Annotated in this window: 21 protein-coding genes; 13 read left to right on the top strand and 8 right to left on the bottom strand. The window is 47.4% G+C overall.

The features are described from left to right. The first annotated feature begins 85 nt into the window (after window positions 1-85). A complete protein-coding gene (locus OL444_RS23700) occupies window positions 86-748 on the top strand; it encodes a hypothetical protein (protein ID WP_264729355.1) in 663 nt (220 codons plus the stop codon). A gap of 107 nt (window positions 749-855) precedes the next feature. Here the strand turns inward: OL444_RS23700 and OL444_RS23695 are convergent, their stop codons facing one another. Next, complete coding sequence (locus tag OL444_RS23695) at window positions 856-1,932, bottom strand: AI-2E family transporter (RefSeq protein WP_264729356.1); 1,077 nt, start codon at window positions 1,930-1,932, stop codon at window positions 856-858. A gap of 147 nt (window positions 1,933-2,079) precedes the next feature. On the opposite strand from OL444_RS23695, the gene OL444_RS23690 reads away from it, so the two are divergent. Continuing rightward, on the top strand, window positions 2,080-3,168 hold the full coding sequence (locus OL444_RS23690) for a family 20 glycosylhydrolase (RefSeq protein WP_264729357.1): 1,089 nt from the start codon (window positions 2,080-2,082) through the stop codon (window positions 3,166-3,168). Window positions 3,169-3,203: 35 nt separating this feature from the next. On the opposite strand, the gene OL444_RS23685 is transcribed toward OL444_RS23690, so the two are convergent. Beyond that, window positions 3,204-4,130, bottom strand: a complete 927-nt coding sequence (locus OL444_RS23685; RefSeq protein ID WP_264729358.1) for a helix-turn-helix transcriptional regulator — start codon at window positions 4,128-4,130, stop codon at window positions 3,204-3,206. Window positions 4,131-4,594: 464 nt separating this feature from the next. Between OL444_RS23685 and OL444_RS23680 the strand changes: the two genes are divergently transcribed. The 6 genes from OL444_RS23680 (at window position 4,595) to OL444_RS23655 (ending at window position 9,775) form a co-directional block, all read left to right on the top strand. Next, window positions 4,595-4,822: a hypothetical protein gene (locus tag OL444_RS23680; RefSeq protein ID WP_264729359.1), complete on the top strand. Its 228-nt coding sequence runs from the start codon at window positions 4,595-4,597 to the stop codon at window positions 4,820-4,822. Window positions 4,823-4,902: 80 nt separating this feature from the next. After that, a complete protein-coding gene (locus tag OL444_RS23675; protein ID WP_264729360.1) occupies window positions 4,903-5,250 on the top strand; it encodes a DsrE family protein in 348 nt (115 codons plus the stop codon). A gap of 177 nt (window positions 5,251-5,427) precedes the next feature. Continuing rightward, the gene (porG, locus tag OL444_RS23670; protein WP_264729361.1) at window positions 5,428-6,288 is read left to right on the top strand and encodes a type IX secretion system protein PorG; all 861 of its coding nucleotides are present in this window, start codon (window positions 5,428-5,430) and stop codon (window positions 6,286-6,288) included. Window positions 6,289-6,956: 668 nt separating this feature from the next. Then, complete coding sequence (locus OL444_RS23665; RefSeq protein ID WP_264729362.1) at window positions 6,957-7,274, top strand: hypothetical protein; 318 nt, start codon at window positions 6,957-6,959, stop codon at window positions 7,272-7,274. 109 nt (window positions 7,275-7,383) lie between these two features. After that, complete coding sequence (locus tag OL444_RS23660) at window positions 7,384-9,306, top strand: menaquinone biosynthesis decarboxylase (protein ID WP_264729363.1); 1,923 nt, start codon at window positions 7,384-7,386, stop codon at window positions 9,304-9,306. Further along, on the top strand, window positions 9,278-9,775 hold the full coding sequence (locus tag OL444_RS23655; RefSeq protein ID WP_264729364.1) for a DUF6265 family protein: 498 nt from the start codon (window positions 9,278-9,280) through the stop codon (window positions 9,773-9,775). The genes OL444_RS23660 and OL444_RS23655 overlap by 29 nt, the downstream gene beginning before the upstream one ends. A 253-nt stretch (window positions 9,776-10,028) precedes the next feature. On the opposite strand, the gene OL444_RS23650 is transcribed toward OL444_RS23655, so the two are convergent. Further along, window positions 10,029-11,612 (bottom strand): peptide chain release factor 3, encoded by a 1,584-nt coding sequence (locus tag OL444_RS23650; RefSeq protein ID WP_264729365.1) that lies wholly within the window; start codon window positions 11,610-11,612, stop codon window positions 10,029-10,031. A 102-nt stretch (window positions 11,613-11,714) separates the two neighbouring features. On the opposite strand from OL444_RS23650, the gene OL444_RS23645 reads away from it, so the two are divergent. The 5 genes from OL444_RS23645 (at window position 11,715) to OL444_RS23625 (ending at window position 17,377) form a co-directional block, all read left to right on the top strand. After that, window positions 11,715-12,968, top strand: a complete 1,254-nt coding sequence (locus OL444_RS23645) for an ABC transporter permease (protein WP_264729366.1) — start codon at window positions 11,715-11,717, stop codon at window positions 12,966-12,968. Window positions 12,969-13,030: 62 nt separating this feature from the next. Further along, the gene (locus OL444_RS23640) at window positions 13,031-13,345 is read left to right on the top strand and encodes a hypothetical protein (RefSeq protein ID WP_264729367.1); all 315 of its coding nucleotides are present in this window, start codon (window positions 13,031-13,033) and stop codon (window positions 13,343-13,345) included. Window positions 13,346-13,412: 67 nt separating this feature from the next. Then, window positions 13,413-14,417: a tRNA (adenosine(37)-N6)-threonylcarbamoyltransferase complex transferase subunit TsaD gene (gene tsaD / locus OL444_RS23635; protein ID WP_264729368.1), complete on the top strand. Its 1,005-nt coding sequence runs from the start codon at window positions 13,413-13,415 to the stop codon at window positions 14,415-14,417. Between the two features lie 100 nt (window positions 14,418-14,517). Further along, a complete protein-coding gene (locus OL444_RS23630; protein ID WP_264729369.1) occupies window positions 14,518-16,653 on the top strand; it encodes an alpha-L-fucosidase in 2,136 nt (711 codons plus the stop codon). Between the two features lies 1 nt (window position 16,654). After that, entirely contained in the window at window positions 16,655-17,377 is a 723-nt protein-coding gene (locus OL444_RS23625; RefSeq protein WP_264729370.1) for a tRNA1(Val) (adenine(37)-N6)-methyltransferase, read from the top strand. Here the strand turns inward: OL444_RS23625 and OL444_RS23620 are convergent. From OL444_RS23620 to OL444_RS23600, 5 genes are all read right to left on the bottom strand, one after another. Then, the gene (locus OL444_RS23620) at window positions 17,366-18,589 is read right to left on the bottom strand and encodes an NAD(P)-dependent oxidoreductase (protein ID WP_264729371.1); all 1,224 of its coding nucleotides are present in this window, start codon (window positions 18,587-18,589) and stop codon (window positions 17,366-17,368) included. The two genes, OL444_RS23625 and OL444_RS23620, sit on opposite strands and share 12 nt — an antisense overlap. A gap of 164 nt (window positions 18,590-18,753) precedes the next feature. Continuing rightward, a complete protein-coding gene (locus OL444_RS23615; protein WP_264729372.1) occupies window positions 18,754-20,250 on the bottom strand; it encodes a S41 family peptidase in 1,497 nt (498 codons plus the stop codon). A gap of 26 nt (window positions 20,251-20,276) precedes the next feature. Further along, window positions 20,277-20,582 carry a hypothetical protein gene (locus OL444_RS23610; RefSeq protein WP_264729373.1) on the bottom strand — a complete coding sequence of 102 codons (306 nt, stop codon included), beginning with the start codon at window positions 20,580-20,582 and terminating at the stop codon, window positions 20,277-20,279. A gap of 496 nt (window positions 20,583-21,078) precedes the next feature. Then, window positions 21,079-21,792, bottom strand: coding sequence for a DJ-1/PfpI family protein (locus OL444_RS23605; protein WP_264729374.1), 714 nt, complete (start codon window positions 21,790-21,792; stop codon window positions 21,079-21,081). Window positions 21,793-21,850: 58 nt separating this feature from the next. Further along, on the bottom strand, window positions 21,851-22,837 hold the full coding sequence (locus OL444_RS23600; RefSeq protein ID WP_264729375.1) for a GlxA family transcriptional regulator: 987 nt from the start codon (window positions 22,835-22,837) through the stop codon (window positions 21,851-21,853). Window positions 22,838-22,850 lie beyond the last annotated feature (13 nt).

Below are 22,850 nucleotides of genomic sequence, written 5' to 3'. Positions count from 1 at the left end.
AGTACATCCGGCCGGTTTCCTGTTTTATCGGGTGTCGGTTTTATTTATCTTTACGACTCATTTAATCATATCCTTTACGCGTATTATGAAAAAAACAAGTCCCTTTTTCCCTGAAAGATGTTTGTTGACGATCGCTTGTTTGGGTTTATTTGCAATGCCTGTAACCGCACAAACCACCCGGGAACAGGCGCCGGGAGCTACTAAAGAAAACGGCCGGGCAGTTATTTATGGCAATGCAGATTCCGCCTATGTAACCAAGATGTATGGTTCCATTAAAGAATACAATGCGCAATACCTGATGAAGCAACAGAGCAGTCATGGGCATCTGGTGATGTTTGCCGGCACCGGGGCGGCATGGGTGAATGAAATGGTAAATTACCTGGAAGAAAGAAGATGGCAGGTAGATATCGGTGGTTCCGGCGGGGGAAAAGATTTTACCCGGATTGCGCTGCTGGGGCCTTGTGATGGTTGCGAGGCCAAAGACCGGCCGCGTATGGTGATCCGGCAACAGATTAACCCGGCGACCCGGTGTACGCAAAACATCGTGCTAACCGGCAACGGCCTGACGATGGAACATTTTTTCGTGGCGTTTTGGTCTATGGCTGCCACGCATATAGCGGAAGCGCGTACCAAAGGAATATTTTATCACACCTTGTTAAGCGACAAAATTACGCTGGAGTGGAAGCCGGCGGGTTCGGAGATCCGGATAACGAGCAACCCTCAGGTGAAAGTAGCCGGGCGTAACTAGCCGGATATACATCTCCCGAAATAAAAATATCCTCCGCTTCGGGTATATCAGCGACGATCGTTGTCGGTGCTGGCATACCGGAAGCGGAGGATACAGGAGGTCGTGATTTATTTTTTTACCACTCTGGGCACTTTTTTACTTTCATCTTCTCCCAATAAGATGGCCCATGGGGCAGTTTCTTCGATGCTTTCAAAAATGATTTTCATAATGGCGATGATCGGAATCGCGAGGAACATACCTGGTATGCCCCATAACATGTTGCCCAATACCACGCCGATAATGGTGACCAGCGCATTGATTTTTACTTTGGACCCCACGATGCGCGGGAGTAATACGTTGCTGTCGAGCAGGTGAACCAGGAATAAGGCGATACCTACCTGTAATGCGGCTACCGGCGTACCTGTGGTGAGCGTCACCAGCATACTGAGTACCAGTGCCGTAAAGATACCGATGTAGGGAATGATGTTGAACAATGCCGCCATGACACCCAGGAGGATGGCGTATTTAATACCCAGGATCAGGAACACGACGGTGTTCAGAATGGCGACTACAATCATTTCTATCAGGAGGCCACCCAGGTAGCTTTTGATGATGTAACGGGTGCTGGTGACAACGGATAATAATTTATCGCGGTGTTTTTCCTGAAACAGCTTGACGAGAAATAGCATCAGACGGTTGCGGTACAGGAGGATGAAGAAAGCATACAGCAATACAAATACGATAAATATCAGTAAGGAAGAAAGGGAGAGAAAGGTCTGACTGATAAAGCTGGTAGCCGTACCCAGGGTGCCCATGGCTGCTTTCTCCAGGTAACTCATCTGGGTGCTGGAATTGATATGGAATTTATTGTCGACCCATACCTGTATCGTATCTACGGTGAGCAGTAGTTTTCTTTCCAGCTGGGGGAAGTCTGCTACAAAGGCTTCCATTTGTTTGGCCATCAGTAACATGATCAGCAATACCACGAGTATAAATAACAAGACGGCTACGCCGGCGGCCAGTCCCCTTGGGAAACGCCATTTTTCCAACAGCTGCACCAGGGGTAACAGCATAATAGCGATGAGGGCTGCGAAAATAAGCGGGATAATGATTTCGCTGGCCATATGCGCTATGTATACCATAAGGATAAGCGATAGCAGGGTAAAGGTGAGGCGGGCATTAAAGGGGAGCTTAAACTCGTTCATGGATTGTTTTGTTTTATCAAATTTATTAAAAATGAGATGTTCCCGCACTTTTAATTATCATCATCTGTGCGTTCATCTAAAATATTGCGGATCATAAAAAGCATTTGTTATTTTGTCTGCATGCTGAAATAATAAAAGTATTCCCTTATGAAAAAACTAATAACCTGTCTGCTACTGTGGTGTAGCTGTATCATGACGACCATTGCAAAAGCCTTGCCTGTGGATTCGTTGCCGGTACGTGGATTTTGCATCAGCGCGCCGCTGCCGCATGAACTGGCGCCTTTCCTGCGTTTTATTGACGAAGAGCTGGCGCCCCGTCATATCAACACACTGGTGTTACGTGTGGATTTTAATTACCAGTATACCTCTCATCCGGAATTACGGGATTCCGCGGCTTTATCTGCGGCACAGGTAAAGCAGCTGGTGGCGGCTTGCCGGAAACATCAGATCCGGATTATTCCGCAGATCAATCTGTTGGGGCATCAGTCGTGGGCCGTTACTACCATGGGATTGTTGCGGGTGTATCCTGAGTTCGATGAAACGCCCTGGGTAAAAATGCCGGAGAAATATGTATGGCCTAATGCCGATGGCTTGTATTGTAAGAGTTATTGTCCGTTGCATCCGGGCGTACATAAAATTGTATTTGAGCTGGTAGATGAAATCTGTGCCGCGTTTGAGGCAACGGCTTTTCATGCCGGTATGGATGAAGTATTTTATATCGGGGATGATAAATGTCCCCGTTGCAGTGGCCTGGATAAAGCCGAATTGTATGCCGGTGAAGTACAGAAGATCCGGAACCACCTGGCGCTGAAAGGCCGTCAGCTGTGGATCTGGGGCGATCGTTTGCTGGATGGCAAAACCACCGGACTGGGTATGTGGGAAGCCAGTATGAATAATACACACCGCGCGGTAGATCTGATTCCGAAGGATGTCATGATCTGCGACTGGCATTATGAACGTCCGGATAAAACGCCGGTATATTTTGCCATGAAAGGATTACCGGTGATTACCTGTCCCTGGCGCAAGCCTGCCAATGCGAAGGCGCAGTTGAACGATATGTTCAATTATCGCGAAACGGCGACTCCGGAAATGAAGTCCCGCTACCAGGGAATGATGCAGACAGTGTGGTCTGGTGTAGGCCATTTCCTCGATGAATTTTATGGAAAGGGGAAAGTGCCCCAGCAGGACACTGTGAATACCAGTGCAAACTGCTTCCGGACTATTTTTACCAGATAAATAAGCCGGTGTAATACATATTAGTGTCCCGTTGTTCAATAATGTTTTTTGAGCAACGGGATAAATATTTCGCAATACTTCGGACCTGTCAGTGAAATAAAGAAATGGTTGCCGCTCATTTTAAAAATACCCTCCTTACAATTGCGGCTGATAAAATTATACATAGGGATACCAGCTGTGGCAAAGTCCATCGGAACGGGCAGTTTAAGATAGCTGCCACCGGGCACCCTTTTTTTCATCAGAAAAGAAAAACTGTTGTTCAGTTGTTGCAACGTGGCGCTGGCCGTGACAGGAATGCTGATGCCTGCAAACATCGATAGTTTCTCATAGTCGGTAACCGGTACGGAATCGAGGGTACCGGTGATGATTCTGCTATGAGGCAGATCGAAGAGGGTCAGCATTTTATGGAACATGTTGTAATAGTGGGTCATTTTGGCGATCATTTCGCCAATAGGATTCTGCCCGCGGGAAATAAAAGAGTAGTACAGGATGGTATCCGGCAGCACTACTTTTTCGCAGCGGTCGTAGCTGAAAAAGTTCCCGTACAGATCATTGCCGGTAGCGGCGGTGATGGATTCGGTGATTTGCAGGGTTCTTTTTTCGTTGGGTAGTTCCAGGATGCGGCGGAAATTGACCGGACTTTCTTTGAAATGTTGTTTGAATGCCTTGCTAAAAGCTGCCGTGGTAGCGTATCCGCATAGTTCGGATATTTCACTCACGTTGTATCCGCTGTGTCGTAGCAAGCCTGCTGCCAGTTCCAGCCGGTGGCGCTTCACATAGTGCCAGAAAGGCTCTCCCATGAAGTCGGTGAAATTATGATAAAAGTAGGAGTAGGAGATGCCCAGTCTTTCTGCTACATCTTTGATGTTAAAAGAATCGCTAACGTGGTCATCTGCAAAGGATAGTCCCTGGAGGGCAAAGTTTTCCAGCTGCTCTTTGGTAAGAATCATGGATTTAGACATACGAGGGGTTTTGGATGTTCATGGGAATAGTAATACCGGTTACGCTTTGTCTTGATGGTAAAAATGTCTTAAACGCGGTTTACAATTTAAATTTTTTATGTTGATTAACGATACAATTTTGTAAATCATTTTATTGTGTTGATAATCAATATAATAAAATGATATTGGTATTTGTGTTTTGTATAATGTATTTCAAAATCGTTGCTAAATGCAACAATCTGATTGATTTTTTCCGGAAAAAAGCTAGAACGGACAAATCAAAGTCAGATTGATTGAATAACTTTAAAAAGATGCCATTAAAGGAACCACCATCGGGAAGATTGCAAGTCCAAGCCAATAAAAAATATTTAACGTATTCGTCCTATCAGTCCTGAGTCCGGGGTTGCGCCAGTCGCAACACCATTGCCGGAAGGCAGCAGCAGACACCAGACCTTGGTGGGTTATTGCACCTGAAATATGTTATTATGATAGCTATTATTGTTTTGCTTTGTTTTTTTTTATTTGCAGGCTGGGTACTGCTGCTCCGGCACCGTAAAGCATTGCAGATTGCGCACATTCACCTGTTGCAACATGAATTGAAAGCGGCTGGTTTGTTATATCAGTTGCGGGAAGTAACGGCTAAGTACCGGTTACTGGAAGCGCAGTTACAGGAAATCCAAAATGAACCGTCCGATGGGGAAGCCCGGGACTAAGATATCTCCCTTTTCAGCATCCACCGCTATTTTTCCTGTTAACCCATTTCTTTTTCTGAATATTTAGTAGGTTTGTCACCATGCAGGTCGTTTTTCAGATTACCTCCGGTGCACCGGATGCTTCAAAAGCCTTATTGGGCCAGCTTAATAACCTCCTTCAATACTTCAGCAGCCGGGAAACGCGTATAGCCGTTGAAGTGGTGGTACACGGCGATGCCTGGCCTTTATTGCTATCTCACGAGAATCCATATACGGAAAAAATTATGTCACTGGTGGCACGCGAGGTGAAATGGCTGATTTGTCAGAATACGCTCAACAGCCATCAGTTGGATGCCACGCAGCTTTTTGCTTTTACGGCGGTAGTGCCGGCCGCTGTAGCACACCTGGTAGAAAGACAGGCCGCCGGATGGGCCTACATAAAATGTTAGCTTATTTGTTTATGTGTACGTTCGTTTATTAATTTATTTTTACATCTTTGCTGATCCGTTAAACGGATTAACAGGCGGACAAAAATTGTGTGGCGTATAACCGTCAGACCAAATAAAACTGTCAGTAAAAACGTTAATGGTACGATTCATCAGACTAACCTCTAAAAATCACATACATTGAAATTCAAAAAATCTACCGTACTAGGGTTGTTATTCATGGCAGTTCCTTTTATCGGATTTGCACAGGACTGGCATGTAGGCGCTTTTCTGGGTATCAGTAATTACAGCGGGGATCTGACCAAACAAAGGGTAGACCTGAAATATACCCGGCCGGCTATTGGTTTGCTGGTAAGAAGGGATATTAACCGTTATTTCAGTGTGCGTGCCGGCTTTACCTGGGGTATTGTGACCGCTGCCGACAGCACCAGTTCTGATAAAGCATTACAGGCCCGGAACCTGAGTTTCCGGTCTAATATATTTGAAGGTAGTCTGATAGGAGAGTTTAATTTCTTTGATATAGAAGAGAAAGGTTTTACCCCCTACGTATTTGCCGGGGTAGCCGGTTTCGGTTTTGATCCTACCGCCAAAGACCAGTCTGGCAACAAGATCCGGCTGCGTCCATTGGGTACGGAAGGACAGGGCCTGTCGCAATATCCGTCGCGGCAGCCTTACGACCTGTTTACCATTGCTATTCCGTTTGGCGCCGGTTTTAAAGCCATCCTGAACGACACCTGGACGCTGGGCTTTGAGATCGGATTCCGGCCTACCATGACGGATTACCTGGACGATGTGAGCACCAACTATGTCGATAAAAACACGCTGCAGGCGTACCGGGGACAACGATCCGTGGATATGGCCTTCCGCGGGGATGAAGTGAGTGGTAAAAATATCCCGGGCACTTATCCGGCAGATGGTACCAAACGGGGATCTGATAAATACAAAGACTGGTACGGCTTTACCGGTGTAACCATCACCTACCGCCTGGGCGGTGGCAATGGATGGGGACGTCAGAAAGCAACCCGCTGTCCGGTGTTCTAACCTGATTGCTGATAATACCTTACGGAACGATACAATCCCGGCCAGTGGCCGGGATTTTTTTATTGGCATAGTTGTTGAATTTATGTGTTCTAACAGGTAAACATTGCAGTCACCAGCTTGTTACAGTTAGCAGTGACACAAATCGCGGAGAGAGTAAGGAAACAACCCTGTAAATAAGTTGGTGTGCAACTGCCTGTAAACTTTGACAAAACCGATGAGCCATGAAGCAGTTTTTTTATGCAGCTGCCGTGATGTTGATAACCAGTGGTTCCGTAACAGCGCAGCATAGACCACCGGCCCCGCCGAGGCCTCCGTTGCCGCCGCATTTGCCGCATCCGCCGGTACCTAGGCACCCGCCACGTCCGCCGCTGCCGCCTTTACCACCACATCATCTGCATGCCCGGCCACAGCCTCCACATCACGTCAGACACAAAAAGTATCATAAAAAATATCACAAAAAATACAGGCATTCATCTCACAAAAAACACAGATACGCTTTTATCAGTTATCCGGGAACGGAAAACACCACAGCAGGCATTATTTTCATAGGATAGTAACGCATTAACAGGGAGAAGTATTCATAGGATAGTAACCAATCAAAGCGGTAGATGTAACACCACCATCACCATTCATATTAGCCAACCGATCTTGAACTAAAAACCGAAAAAATGAAAAAAGTATTGCTATTGATGCTGCTCTTAGGCGGCACTGTGCTCAGCACCTATGCACAACGGGGATACGACCGCGGTTACCGCGGGCATGGTAATGCCTACGGGCATTATAAACACTGGGACAAACATGACCGGCACGAACGGAGGAGAGACTGGGAACGCCGTCGCTGGGACGATGATTGCTATCGTTCGCCAAGAAGGGTTGTATATGTACGACCAGCCTACTATCCGGTAGTACCGCCGCCACCGCCGCGTTATTACCCGGCGCCAAGGCCCAGAGCTGTTTTCCATGCCGGTGTTAGTATTGTGAACTGATAACTGAAAATGAAATAAAATGTGATGCCCCCTGCTATTTAGCGGGGGGCATTTTTTATTGCGGCGCGGTATGTTTACTTTTGTTCACTCGTTAATCAGATTAATTGATATGGCATATAAAAACCTCCGGCATTTTATTGATGCATTGGAACAGGCAGGAGAACTGGTGCGCATTACCGCTTATGTGGACCCTCATTTGGAAATAGCTGAAATTACAGACAGGATCAGTAAGTCGCCCAATGGCGGAAAAGCCCTGCTGTTTGAAAATACCGGATATGATTTTCCGGTACTGATCAACGCCATGGGAAGCTATAAAAGAATGTGCATGGCACTGGGCGTACAGGAACTGGACGATGTAGCGGGTGAAATAGAACAACTCTTCAAATTATTATCAAAACCTAAAGAAAGCATACTGGATAAACTGGCGTTGCTGCCCAAACTGGGACAGTTTGCCTCCTGGATGCCGAAAGTAGTGAGTGGAAAAGGCAGCTGCCAGGAAGTAGTGATGACCCAGCCGGACCTGAGCAAACTGCCGGTGCTGACCTGCTGGCCTAAAGATGGCGGCCCTTTTATCACGTTGCCGGTTATTCATACCAAAGATCCGCTGACGGGCAGCCGTAACGTAGGGATGTACCGCATGCAGGTATTTGAAAAAGATATGACCGGTATGCACTGGCATAAACATAAAGTATCTGCCAAACACTTTATGGAATACAAAAAGCTGAATAAACGTATGCCCGTTGCCGTTGTACTCGGTGGCGATCCGGTATATACCTATTCTGCTACAGCACCGTTGCCGGAAAATGTGGATGAGTACATGCTGGCTGGTTTTCTCCGTAAAAAGAAAGTGGAACTGGTGAAATGTATTTCCCAGCCGGATATAGAAGTACCTGCCGATGCTGATTTTGTGATAGAAGGCTATGTAGAACCTTCCGAAGACCTGATCTGGGAAGGGCCTTTCGGAGACCACACTGGTTATTACTCCCTGGCCGACTGGTATCCCCGGTTTCATGTAACCGCCATCACCCACCGCAAAGATGCCGTATATCCGTCTACGATAGTAGGTATTCCGCCGCAGGAAGATGCCTGGATCGGAAAGGCCACAGAACGTATTTTCCTGGCGCCGATCAAAATGACGCTGGTACCGGAAATCATGAATATGGAAATGCCTGTGGAAGGTGTTTTCCATAATCTTGTCATCTCCCAGATTAAAAAAGACTATGCCGGTCAGGCCCAGAAAGTAATGAATGCCATGTGGGGCGCCGGACAAATGATGTTTAACAAAATACTGGTAGTTGCAGATGAAGGCACCAGTATTACCGATTATAAATCACTGGCACAGTATGTATTCCGGCACCTCAACCCGGCTACGGATATATACCTGAGCCAGGGGCCGATGGATGTACTGGACCACTCCTGTTCCAAGATGGGTTTTGGGGGTAAGATGTGCATCGACGGTACCCGTAAATACGAAGAGGAAACAGATAGCAGCTACCTGCAGCTGCCTACGCCGGCCACCATCGATGCGGCTGCGCTGATGCAGCAGTTCCCGGAAATTAAAGGTATCAACAGCCAGCTGCTGGCGGATGATATTTCCTGTATCCTGATAGCGGTGGAGAAGACCCGACCGTTTCATGTACGGGAGCTGAATGAGCAATTGTATGCCCTGCCGGCCCTGGCAGGCATCAAGATGATCCTGTATGTGGAAAATACGGTGGATGTAAGCGATCTGGCTTCTGCTTTATGGCGGTTCTGCAATAACCTGGACCCCAAACGCGACAGCTTTGTCATCAATAAGCCGACCGCACAGGCCGGAAAGTATGTGGGCGGCATTGGTATGGATGGCACCCAGAAAACGAAACTGCTGGATAATTTCGAACGCGACTGGCCCAATATCATTGTGGCAGCCGATGAAACCATTACCAAAGTAGACGCTAAATGGGCTGAATTAGGCCTGGGTAGCTTCCTGGCATCTCCTTCCCTGAAATATAAACACCAGATTTATGGCAACGAAGCAGTGGTACAACAGTAGTTGCCTGATAATATTGATCCTGTTAGCCGGCAGCCTTCGGGCTGCCGCGCAGGCAAGGGTGCAGGACTTTAAATACCTCGACAAACTGGAAGGTACCTGGGTGATGCCTACCCGGAGCAGTCATGTTGTGGAGATATGGCGTAAAACCAATGACTCTACCTGGCAGGGTAAAACCTGGCGTGTAGTGGGTGCCGACAGTGCATTGCAGCAGTCGATACAACTTACCCGCAGTGGTAACGACATCTATTTTATGCCGGCTTATGAAGGACAGAAAACGGTAACGCCTATACGCCTGCGGGTACGGGTATTGAAACCCATTGGCTTTGTTGCCGAAGATCTGCAACAGGCATTCCCCCGTAAAATTACCTATCGTTTTAAAGATGCCCGCCACCTGGATGCCCGCATAGAAGGCAGCAGGGACGGCACTATAGAGGAATATATCTTTCAATATTCCTTATCCGGTAATTAATCATTTCCCGATTGCGCAAATCATTTTCCCGAATAGACATAGCGGGTGGCATTGCACTGCTTACTTTTGTATGGACACACGATAAATAAGCCTAATCAAATATTCTCAATAAGCAATAATTTGAGTTGGTCGTACAAGCAATGCCGCACCTGGTCACAGGAAGCGGCTTTTTTTTGTTTAGGGGAACCGCAAAAAAAGTGGTCGTAGTTGATACTCCGGAGACAGCTACCAGCTGCCCCCGGAAATGAGTTGTTTATTTATGTATTTCGGAAGTGAAATGGAATTCAATATCCGGGTTGTTGGTTCTTTCTGTATTGAGGTACCATTCGGACTGCGCCAGGTATACCAGGTGGCCATCCTTATCTTCTACGATGTTGGAAGATTTAAAACGGATGAAGTCTTCTATTTTGTCTTTCGGGCCGGTGAGCCAGCAGGCTTTATAGAAGGGGAGTGTATTAAACTGACAGGCCGCACCATATTCCTGTAACAGGCGGTACTGGATTACTTCAAACTGGAGGTCGCCCACACAGCCAATGATCTTCCGGTTGCCGCCATGCTGGGTAAAGAGCTGCGCCACCCCTTCATCGGTCAGCTGCCGGATACCTTTTTCCAGCTGTTTGGTTTTCATCGGGTCTTTGTTGACCAGTTCCTTAAACAGTTCCGGAGAAAAGCTGGGGATACCGGTCATGTAGAAGTTTTCTCCTTCCGTGAGGGTATCACCGATTTTGAAGTTGCCGGTATCGAACAAACCTACCACGTCGCCGGGATAGGCATCATCTACGATATTTTTTTCACGCGCCAGAAAGCTGTAAGGGTTACTGAACCGTACATCTTTGTCTAAACGAACGTGGTGATAGAATTTATTCCGTTCAAATTTTCCGGAGCATACCCGCAGGAACGCAATACGGTCGCGGTGGCGCGGATCGAGGTTCGCGTGGATTTTAAAGATGAAGCCGCTGAATTTATCTTCCTGCACATTAATCTCACGCGTGCTGCTCTGGCGGTTGCGGGGAGTAGGAGCGATGTCTACGAAAGTATCGAGGAGATCTTTTACCCCGAAGTTGTTCACGGCACTACCAAAGAAAACCGGTGCCAGTTTACCGGCAAGGTAAGCTTCGTTGTCGAAAGTATCATATACACCTTCGATCAGTTCCACATCACCACGCAGCTGGGCGGCATCGCGGGCATTAAAATGTTCATCCACATAGCTGCTGCTCAGGTCAGCCAGTGGTACTACGTCGTCATCAGTTGCTTTTTTGTTGGGCTGGAAGGCCACAAAGCTTTTATCATACAGGTTATACACCCCTTTGAAATCACTGCCCATGTTGATAGGCCAGCTAAGTGGTCTTACCCGGATGCTGAGTTTTTCTTCCAGTTCATCGAGGAGATCGAAGGGGTATTTACCATCACGGTCCATTTTATTCACAAAGATGATTACCGGAGTATCGCGCATGCGGCACACCTCCATCAGTCTTTCTGTTTGTTCTTCCACCCCTTTTACGCAGTCAATCACCAGTACTACGCTGTCTACCGCGGTAAGGGTACGGTAGGTATCTTCCGCAAAGTCCTTGTGACCGGGGGTATCCAGGAGGTTAACCAGTATATCGCGGTATTCGAACGTCATCACGGAGGTAGCCACGGAGATACCTCTCTGCCGTTCAATTTCCATGAAGTCGGAGGTGGTGTGTTTTTTTATTTTATTGGACTTTACCGCACCGGCAGTCTGGATCGCACCACCGAAGAGGAGGAATTTCTCTGTCAGCGTGGTTTTACCGGCATCCGGGTGAGCGATGATGGCAAAGGACTTTCTTTTATTGATTTCGTTAGCGTACTTCATAAATATCCGAAAAATGGCAGCAAAGGTAACTAAATTTTTTGTCCGGCTATATTTCGTGTTTATTGGCAATGCCGGTGAATATAAATCCGCTAAATTTGAAATATGATAGCAACCCTTAAAATATTATGGAGTAGTCTGAAGATGGCCATTCAGGAACTGCGGGTGAACAAGCTGCGGACTTTCCTCTCATTGTTAGGTATTACCATTGGTATCTTTTGTATTATCGCCGTATTTACCCTTACCAACAGCCTGGAACGGAATATCAGAAAAGACCTTGCCGCCCTCGGAGAAGACGTTATTTATGTGCAGAAATGGCCGTGGGGAGGCGACGGGGAGTACCCGTGGTGGAAATATATGAACCGTCCGGAGCCGGCCTACAAAGACCTCAGAATTATACAGGAGAAGGTAAAAAGCTCCAAGCTTTCCTCCTTTAACTTTGATGTTTCCGGTAAAAGAGTGGAATACGGAGACGATTATATGGAAGGCGTTACCATGATGGCTGCCACACAGGACTTTGATCAGATACAGCAGTTACAGATTATATATGGCCGCTATTTCGTCAACAGTGAAAGCAACAGTGGTACCAACGTAGGTATCATCGGCGCGAATGTATGGGATGGCCTGTTTGGCTCCGGGGAAGCAGCCCTGGGGAAAATAGTGCGGGTAGCCGGCCGCGATACTAAAATCGTGGGCGTACTCAAGAAAAAAGGAGAGAGCATGATTGGCGGATTAAGTTATGATAACGCCATGATATTGCCCTACCGTTTTGCCCGTACCCTGGTAGACGAACGCCTGTCCGGCTCTCCCTACATCCTGGTGAAAGCCGCTCCCACAGCTTCCATGGACCAGCTGCGCGATGAGCTGAGAGGCGTACTCCGTGCTTCGCACCGGTTGAAACCGCAGGAAGAGGATGATTTTGCCATGAATGAAATCAGTACCGCCAATGCCCAGCTGAACTCTATGTTTGGCGCTATCAATATAGGAGGCGGTTTTATCGCCATCTTCGCCCTGATAGTCGGTGCTTTTGGTATTGCCAATATTATGTTCGTCACCGTAAAGGAAAGAACAGCGATCATCGGGTTGAAAAAAGCGATCGGCGCCCGCCGGGGTATTATCCTGATGGAATTCCTGATGGAGGCGGTATGTCTTTGTCTGATCGGTGGTTCCCTGGGGTTACTGTTCGTTTATCTCCTCACCCTTGTGGTGAATTCGGCAGGGTCTTTCCAGTTGATATTATCTACGGAAAATATGATCCGGGGACTGAGCATTTCCGCGATAGTAGGCCTGTTGGCCGGATTTATACCTGCCTATTCCGCCAGTAAGCTGGATCCGGTGGTGGCTATACGCAGTAAATAATCCCAATAGGGAGGCTGTAACATTTGACGGACAGGTACGTTTTAGATGCAAATTTATCTAATATGAATCTGAAACAACAAGTAATGGCATTTATGGTTACCGGTATGGCATTGGTTTCCTGTGGTAATGGCGCTTCCGATGCGGCTTCCTGTAAAACAGCCGGCGTCGTGAAAGATATGAGCACACTGGACGGATGTGGTCTGATGATTGAACTGAAAGACGGCACCCAACTGAATCCTGTGGAATTTGCCACACCAGGCTTTGCACTCAAAGCCGGACAACAGGTGAAATTTGACTATACGGAATTAACAGATCATATGACCGCTTGTATGGGAGGAAAAACAGTGCGGATTGAATGTATACAGGAAGTAAAATAATGGCTGTATCAGCAGCAAGCAGAACAGGCGGGAGTATTCCCGCCTTTTTTGTTTATTTTTGCAGCTTATGTCTGTCAGAATTTTAGCTATAGAATCATCCTGTGATGATACAGGAGCAGCGGTACTTGTGGATGGGAAAATTCTCTCCAATCACATTGCCAATCAATCCGTGCATGAACAGTATGGGGGCGTCATTCCGGAACTGGCTTCCCGCGCGCACCAGGAGAATATTGTACCGGTAGTGGATATTGCCCTGCGTGCAGCAGGTGTGAAACAGGAAGAGCTGAGTGCGATTGCATTTACCCAGTCTCCCGGCCTGATCGGCTCTTTGCTGGTAGGCAGCTGTTTTGCCAAATCCATGGCAATGGCTCTAAATATACCCCTGATTGGTGTACATCACATGCAGGCACACGTGCTGGCTAATTTTATTGACGACCCCAAACCGGATTTCCCTTTCCTTTGTTTGACCGTATCAGGTGGGCACACGCAAATTGTATTGTGTGAAAGTCCGCTGCAGATGCGGGTGATCGGCGAAACCCTCGACGATGCAGCCGGAGAGGCCTTCGATAAAAGCGCCAAGTTACTGGGGCTGCCTTATCCCGGCGGACCTTTGATAGATAAATATGCGAAAGAAGGAGATGCTACCCGCTTTAAATTTCCGGAACCCCGTATACCCGATCTGAACTTTAGTTTCAGCGGATTAAAAACAGCGATTCTGTATTTTATCCAGGAGAATCAGCAGAAAGATCCGGCATTTATCTCCCAACATCTGCCTGATATCTGTGCTTCTATTCAGCAACGTATTGTCAGTATCCTGCTGAATAAGCTGGTAAAGGCTTCTCAGGAAACCGGCATCCGGGATATTGCCATTGCCGGCGGTGTAAGTGCCAACAGTGGTCTGCGCAGTGCGTTGGCAACCTATGGCGCCAAACATAACTGGCGTACTTTTATTCCCCGGTTTGAATATTGTACCGATAATGCCGGCATGATTGCCATCACGGCTTATTATAAATACCTGGCCGGCGAATTTGTTTCCCTGGATGCAGTACCCAGCGCCCGGGCGGTATTTTAAACAGACCGATAATTTCAATGTAATAAATGATAATTTACTATGCCTGTCCGTCAGGTAATAGGACTAGATTTATCCCTTTCTTGAAATTCCAATTTAGTTTATGAAGAAGATATTTATCGTGTTGATAGGTTTGCTGGCTGTGCTGGAATCAGGCTATGCACAGGAAACCCAGGCGCGTACCGACTGGAAAAATCAGAAGTATTCCATGTTCATTCACTGGGGCGCGATCTATTCCACCCTGGGCGGCGTATGGGACGGTAAACCCGTTACCCGTGGCTATAGTGAACAGATACAATCCCATGCGGGTATTTACAGCGACGTATATGGCGCGGTTGCCAACCGTTTCCGGCCGGAGCTGTGGAATGCCGACTCCATTGTATTGCTGGCCAAAGCAGCCGGTATGAAATCGGTGGTGATGACTTCCAAACACCATGATGGATTTTGTATGTTCCACTCTGCCTATACCGATTATAATGTGGTGGATGCCACCCCATTTAAACGGGATGTGCTGAAAGAACTGGCAGATGCCTGTAAACGGCATGGTTTGAAATTCGGTTTGTATTTTTCCCTGATCGACTGGCATTTTCCACAGGCTTATCCGATTTCGAGCAGCAACAGCGATCCAATCACACCGGAACATCATCAATTTAATAAAGAACAGGTAACAGAATTGCTGACGCATTATGGTCCGGTATCTGAAATCTGGTTTGACATGGGCTCCCTCACCGCGCAGCAAAGCAATGAACTGGCGGAGCTGGTACATCAGCTGCAGCCGGGTTGTATGGTAAGTGGCCGTTTGGGCAATGATGCCGGTGATTTCTGTGTGATGGGAGATAACCAGTATCCGGATTACAAAATTGCTGCTCCGTGGCAAACACCGGCTTCGGTATATGATGAAACCTGGGGCTATCGCAGCTGGCAGGAACATGGCCCCGCTGCCGATAAAGCCTATGAGAAGTTAACCGGATTGATAAAAGTAGTGAGCCGCGGCGGTAATTACCTGCTGAACATAGGACCGCGTGGCGATGGGAGTGTGGTGGATTTTGAAAAAGAAGTGTTGCTGCTGAATGGCCAATGGCTGAAACGTAATGGCGATGCTATTTACGGCGCCGCCGCCAATCCGTTTGATACCACTTTTACCTGGGGCGAAGTAACCGCCAAACCAGGTACCTTATTCCTGCATCTGCTGCAAGCACCTGAAAATGGCGTGATTGACCTGCCAGGATTACATAACAAAATAAGCGGTATCACCATCCTGGACAATGGTAAAAAACTGCAGTGCGATATCCGGCAAACAGCTACTGGTACTACGGTGCGGCTGCCGGCAGGTTTCCGTACCACCAGCAAACAAATTACTGTACTGGCGCTGCGTTTTAAAGAAGCGGTAAATATTACCCCTATACATCTTTTAGCGAATGCCCGGGTGCTGAACCAGCATAACGCTACGCCGTTATTCAGCTTCTCCGGTATCGACTATAACAGTTATTACCGTAGTCGGGTGGGTAATCGTTGGGCCTTTACAACTCCCCGTTCTGCCGCGTTGAAACTAACCTATAGCGAAGCTGAAAAAGGAAGGAGTATACTCCTGACACTCAACGGGCGTACAGAAGAAGTATTGCTCAATAACGGTACTGCCTATACGTTACAGAATAATCCGGCTAGTCTGCAGTGGGGACCAATCTATGCGGCAGGTCCTTTCCGCGGAGGTATTGATGGCGTTGCCGGCTCGTTGAAAGATATTGATGTAACCCGTCCGTGGACAGATGTAAAAGCTACTACCTGGCAACAACATCCGGAGTGGAAAAATGATGAGACGCATACCTTTGATGCGGGTCATGACAAAGCCTGGTATATGTTACAGGAAATAACAGCGCCGCAGGCGGGCAGCTATCTGGTAGGCTTTACCAGTGGAGATGGCATTGCCGTATACCTGAATGGCGAAGAACAAACGATTCATAATAATCCGGAACGCGGCGCTACCCAATCGGAAGTACTGCTGTTATCCTTTAAACAAGGTAAGAACCAGTTGCTGGTGAAGTTTTACAACCGGTTTGCGAAACAATCACCATGGGCTATTCAGCGTAATGTATCTCAGGTGATGTATACGCAGCCGTTGACCATCCATACGGAGGGGGGCGCGAAAACACAGACCTGTGAGATCCGTCAGGCGCACCCGGTGTCTGTACACCGTCACCTGCGGATGCCTAACCTGTCGGTAGCGATTGACACAAAATAATATGGCGAATACTTTTTTTCAGTTTAAGCAGTTTACGGTTCATCAGGGACAATGTGCCATGAAAGTATGTACAGACGCCTGTATACAGGGCGCCTATACGGCCAGGTACCTGGTGAACCACCGACTAACGGTACCGGCTATACTGGATATAGGTGCCGGTACCGGCTTACTGAGCCTGATGCTGGCGCAACAGCTTAGCGCAGGCATTACTGCCGTAGAGCTGGACCCGGCGGCAGCGCAGCAGGCGACTGCTAATTTTAGCGCGTCTCCCTGGGCCGGCCGCTTGCAACTAACCCAGCAGGATATACGAAAAATGGTACCTGCCACGCCTTATGATTTTATCATCACCAATCCGCCATTTTACGAAACAGCCCTGAAAAGCGGACAGGCACAGAAAGACCAGGCTATGCACGCCACCAGTCTCAGCTACCGCGAACTGCTGGCAGCTATCGACCGGCTGTTGTTGCCAGACGGACAGGTATCCGTATTGTTACCCTATATACAGTTTGAAACCTTTCAAGACCTGGCTTTGACGGCTGGATATTATTTGCAGGATGTTGTATATATCCGGCAAAGTGTACAACATGGTTTTTTCCGGACAGTCGGTATCTTCGGAAAAACACCGCAGCCGCTCACCACATCTGAACTGGCGATCTATGACACCGGCAACGTATATACGACTGCGTTTGTCGATTTGTTGCAGCCCTATTATTTATATCTCTGAGGTAGCTTCATTTACATAATCTGTGAGATAGGAAAATCTTTCTGTCAGCTGCCCCTCCCGGGCAATGGTGGCCATGGTAATCATGTCATCCGGTGGTTGTAATAATGCTTCAAATACATATTTCATCAGCTGATCGCCGAAGTACTGCGAGGCATCGCGGGGCAGTTCATTAGGCAGGTTGCTGACACACATCATATCCACCGTATCCGGCAGATAAGGCCCTGTTTGGGTCATCGTAGCTTTGACCACACCATATACAGGATCTTCAATGGTACTATCGCCCAGGTTGCAGGGAACAGACCCGTGGGTATCATCTGTGATATCGGCAATCACCTGCAGCCGGAAATTATCTTTACGCAGGTCGGCAGGCGTAAACAGGGGCGGAATATTGTGGTCCCAATAGATGCCATTCATCAGCACATCACTTACCGTTACATACGGTAGGAACCTGCATTCATATTGTTCCGGATGGGCGTGGAAGTCTGCCCTGCTATAGCTTTTATCGTTTTTACGGAGATAGAGTTCTCCCGCTTTCAACTGCGTATATACGGGATAGGTATATTGATTAACGAGGTATTCTTCCGGTGGGAGGTATTTGATACCCAGCAGGCCCATAATTTCCAGTACGCCGGCTGCTACGCGGCCCGATCCGGTCAGCACGATTTTCATCGGTGGCAGTTTGATGCCGAAGTATTGCGCAATCAGTTCCTGGAAGTCGTGGCAGGTATGTACGGGCTGGAGGGTAAAACTGCCGGTTTTCCTGCCAAAGGCCTGCAGACCGTTATGCGCGCCCACTACGCCGGCAAAAAAGCCAAAGCCCAGGATACGCTGTCCGTCCGGATGAACGAGGCATTCGTAGTCAATCAGGGTAATCTTTTTTTCCAGGATGGTTTGCAGCATATGCCGGTTATGCGGCTGCTTTTTTTTAGTATGGCTAAAGAACAGATAGGTTTTGCCGGCCATCAGTTTATCTGCCGGTACTTCTTTGATACCAAGCAACAGGGAGCAGTGGGAGAGATCCTCCTGGAGCGGTATGCCGGCCCTTTGGTATTCTTCATCCCGGAAACACCGGTGGGAGGAGGGTTGTACATATATCTGCACCTGTGGATAATGCTGCATGATCCACTGGCATTGTTTGGGGTTGAAAGCTACCCGGTTATCGTATGGTTGCTTTTCTTCCCGGATCAGTCCTAAGTGTATCTTATTTTCCATCTTTTAATTTACGGGATTTTCAGGACTCTGTGATGGCGGGAAATTTTTTAGCGAAGAACGATGTAAAAAGAGCAGGCATCAGGTGTTTGCATAGGGATGGCGGATAACTGTCAGGTCCGTTTAAAAAGATGTCCGGCGGTAGGTGTTCCGCCGGACATCCTTTTCTATTGTTTACGCAATACTTCCAGGGTATAACTCAGTTCAGGATCTTTTCCTGCCTGCATATACCGGATAAAGGAAGATAAGGGTACTTCCTGGTCGGGAAGGATACCATGGCCATTGTCGGTGGTAGCGTTAAAGAAATACAATTCAGCCCGGGGAATACTAAGCCGGCTTTGGGTGCCGGGTAGCAGATAGGTAATAAACCAGGCGGCAGTGGTAGCGGCTACGCCGCTGCCGGTTTCTTTACCGATGATGGTACCCCGTTGATTCTTTTGTACCAGGGAGGCGAAATAAGTAGCGGCCGATACGGTGCCGCCACCGGTAAGTATATACACGTCTCCATGAAAGGCGTCTTTATCCGGTGGGAAATCCTCCAGCAATCCTTCTTTCAAACGATTGTTGCCCACATAAAATCCGGTACTGTCTTTATCAAAACGCTGATAATAAAAGTTCTTATCACTCCGTATATCTTCCTCGGAATACCGGCGGTTGTTATCATCCGTGGCGTATTCCGGGTAGCTGATGGAGATTGTTTTTGTACGATAGTTATAGACATTGCGGAAAGGGGCTTTCGCGAGGAAAGAGTAGAGCAGTGCCGCTATGGCCGGATTACCACCGCCATTGTTACGTATATCGATGATCACCTGTTTGTATTGCCGTTTGTTTACCTCCCGGAAGAATTGACTGAACTCCTTATAGGCTGCTGATTCGTTCAGGGAAAAAGTATTCACCGTCAGTAATCCTGTCTGTGAGGCATCAAAGAAGTTATCATAAATATGATAGGCGCGTTGTAATACATTTACCGGCAGTACCGCCTGGCTGGTGGCATGATATGCAGTGGTAGGATCTACCGCTGGCAAGGTGATCTGCCTGGTTTTATTCGTGCCGGTTTCCTTGTATGCTACCTGATACGGCTGATTTTTCTGGGTATGCAAACTGAAATAAAACTGAAAGTTGCGGGCAATCCTGTCGGTACCGGTAGTAATATACCCATCACTATACGCGTGTACAGCCAATTCATCCAACACCTTTTTAACAGGTATGTTATTGATGCTGATCAGTTCTGTACCATAAGGGATGGCTGCTCCCTTTATGTTAATGAATACGCGATCCCGTTCGATGACGACCGGATAAGGAAAGTATTGTAACGTCGCATTCAGTTCCTTTTCATAATCATCCGACAGATTTAATGACAGGTGCACATCTTTCACGAGGTAGTTAGGGAGGTGTTGCAGGAAATTAATCAACGTAGGTTGTTGGGCAATCACTTTCCGAAGTGAATCTGTCTGATGTGCAAAGCTGACGGAGTCGGTGAATTTATACAGATTAGGGTGTTGTTGCTTTAATATATTTACGATCAGGTCGAAGTCGGTTAGCAGCGCTTCTTTTGTTAATGCCGCTATTTTTTTGTCCTGGGCAGCTACCTGCAGGGTGCAGCATAGCAGAGCGATACCTGCCGCAAGGCGACAGATAGCACGGCTGTTGTTATGTATTTTCATTATCTGGGTTTGTTGATCAATGCGATTTATATCCGGATGTATTTATACCTTCTGATGCCATTGGAAACAGCCTGTATGCTGTCTCTTTCCTGTGCCATCTGCGCCATGGTATAACGAACGACATCTCTTTGCACCACGATTTCACGGGAGCGGTAATCATTGTTGGGAAAGGTGTTGGGGGGAAACGTATTGTTGTAATTGCTGCGTGAAATATCCGGTATACCTGTGATATTCAGGTGGGACACCAGGATTAGTTGTCTTTCCCATTTGTACACAGCCGGGTCCTGGAGGTTTTCTTTCTGGCATGCAAATAACAGTGTTGCGCTCATCATAACAAGTAATCTTTTAATGCTCATAGTGCTACGTTTATCGGTTTATATATGTCATCATTGCCTGGGTAAATAACAGCATCAGGTAACAAAGCGTTTCATGGTAGCGGTTAAACCGGCTACACACATGTGGGGTACTGCTGCGCTAAAGTGAACAATCAGCAGGAGGGAAAAGTGTCAGTTGTAGTGCGATGCAATCGCGTCAATCGGTTGCAATGTTAGTGAAATTGAAACGGGATATCTTTCTTTTGATATTTAATAATTTGTTAAAATACACATGATGATCAGCTGATGATGCATTCAAAAGTATGCTGCTATTGCTATCTACGTTTATTCATGAGGGTTAGTGCTGTTGATTTTTGGGAGCGGGCACATGCAATAACGGGGGAGGTAGACCGCCAGGTAGTGTGGTAATGGCAGTTACATAAAAAAAAGATGCACAAACGTGCATCTTTTTTATGCTTATTACTATGTGGAATAATAGCAACCGTATCGTCGTTTATTTTTTTTCAGCTGTCTGCATAAAACGCATATCTCCATTACGGTTATATATCAATATGCGGGCTATTTTGTCGGCGATCTGTTTACCATTGATTTGTTCTACCAGATGCAGGGCGCCATCGAAGCCGGAAGTAATACCGGCAGTGGTCAGTATTTTTCCATCCTCTACATAACGTACGCCTTCACGCACTTTTACCGCCGGATTTTTTTTCAGCAGATCCTGTACCATGAAATGGGTGGTGGCAGCTTTTCCATCCAATAAGCCGGCTGCAGATAAAATGAGTCCGCCGGTACAAACAGACATGGTCACCTGGGCCGTCTGACTTTGTTGCTGAATCCATTGCAGCAGTTCCGGATGAGCGGCGCATAAAGCCGCCACATTACCTGGTTCAGAGCCTGGAATGATCAGGATATCTGCCTGCGGCGCATTGGCGATACTATAGGTCGGTATCATTTTGATGGTATTGCCTTCCATGAACAGCGGTTCCTGGGTGAGCGCTACTGTGTAGAGCTGATACACGGGATCCATGGTATTGGCTTTGGTGAGGATGTCTACCGGGCCATTCAGGTCCAATGCTTCTACCTGATCATATACCAGAAAAGCCACCTTGATCTTTTTTCCCTTCTCAAATTTAAAAGCTGTGTTTTGTGCCTGTATCGTGGTGGAGCATAGCATAGCCAGTACCATTAAAAATGGAGCGATCATTTTCATAAATCAAACGGATTAAAAAGTAAAAAAATAATATGGAACAGGACTTTATAAACGTCCCTTATACCTTACGGAATAAGCTGCGGTATTGAAACGGGCCGATATCCATATGGCGCAGAAAGATCCGGCGCATGGTTTCCGGGCTGCCAAAGCCGCAGGCAGTGGCTATTTCATCCAGTGAAAGGCTGGTTTCTTCCAGGTATCTTTTGGAAGACTCTATCCTTAACCGGGTTACATATTTAGCGGGAGTGAGGCCTGTTTCGCTTAAAAATACACGGGCGAAATTTCTGGGGCTCATCGCGATCTTCGCTGCTAAAACAGCTACATCCAGGTTTTCCTGCAGGTTGTCGGCGATCCACTGTTGTAATTCGCGCAATGTTTTTTTGCTGGATAGCTGCTGGGTGAGCAGGCTGCTGAACTGCGCCTGATTACCGGGCCTGCGGAGATAAAGTACCAGCGTTTGTGCCACGAATAAAGATATGTCCCGGCCATAATCTTCTTCCACCAAAGCCAGCGAAAGATCGATGCCGGTAGAAGCGCCGGCCGACGTATAGATATTGCCATCTTTTACAAAGATGGACGTAAAATCTACTTGTATGTTATCGTAATTATCCTGCAGTTCTTTACAAAAATTCCAGTGGGTAGTAGCCTGTCTGCCGGCAAGTAAGCCGGATTCGCCTAATACAAAAGCGCCTATACAAACGGAACAAACACGGCGTATGTGGGAGAGCTGTTGTTGCAACCATTGTGTCAGCAGCGGGTAGGCAGACCAGTTATGATGAGCGGAGAAGCCACCGATCACTAAGGTATCAATCGGTTCATGGAGCTGATCGATGCTTTGCTCGCAGGTAATAGATAAGCCGCTTTGCATAATAATATGCCGCTCTGCCACCGGGGAGACAATCATAATGCGGTAACCATCTGTGGCTGATTTTTCCCCCTTTTCCGCCAGTATCCTGTTTGTGCAGGAGAATACATCTGCCGGCCCTGTCACGTCCAGCGATAATCCGTCCGGCATCGCTACTATAACCACTAAGCGCTTTCTCATGCTGCAAAGATAG

Origin of the sequence: Chitinophaga nivalis, assembly GCF_025989125.1 — a bacterium.
GTDB classification, from domain to species: domain Bacteria; phylum Bacteroidota; class Bacteroidia; order Chitinophagales; family Chitinophagaceae; genus Chitinophaga; species Chitinophaga nivalis.
Note: the sequence above shows the minus strand (reverse complement) of the source record. Positions and strands in the feature narration are given on the sequence as shown.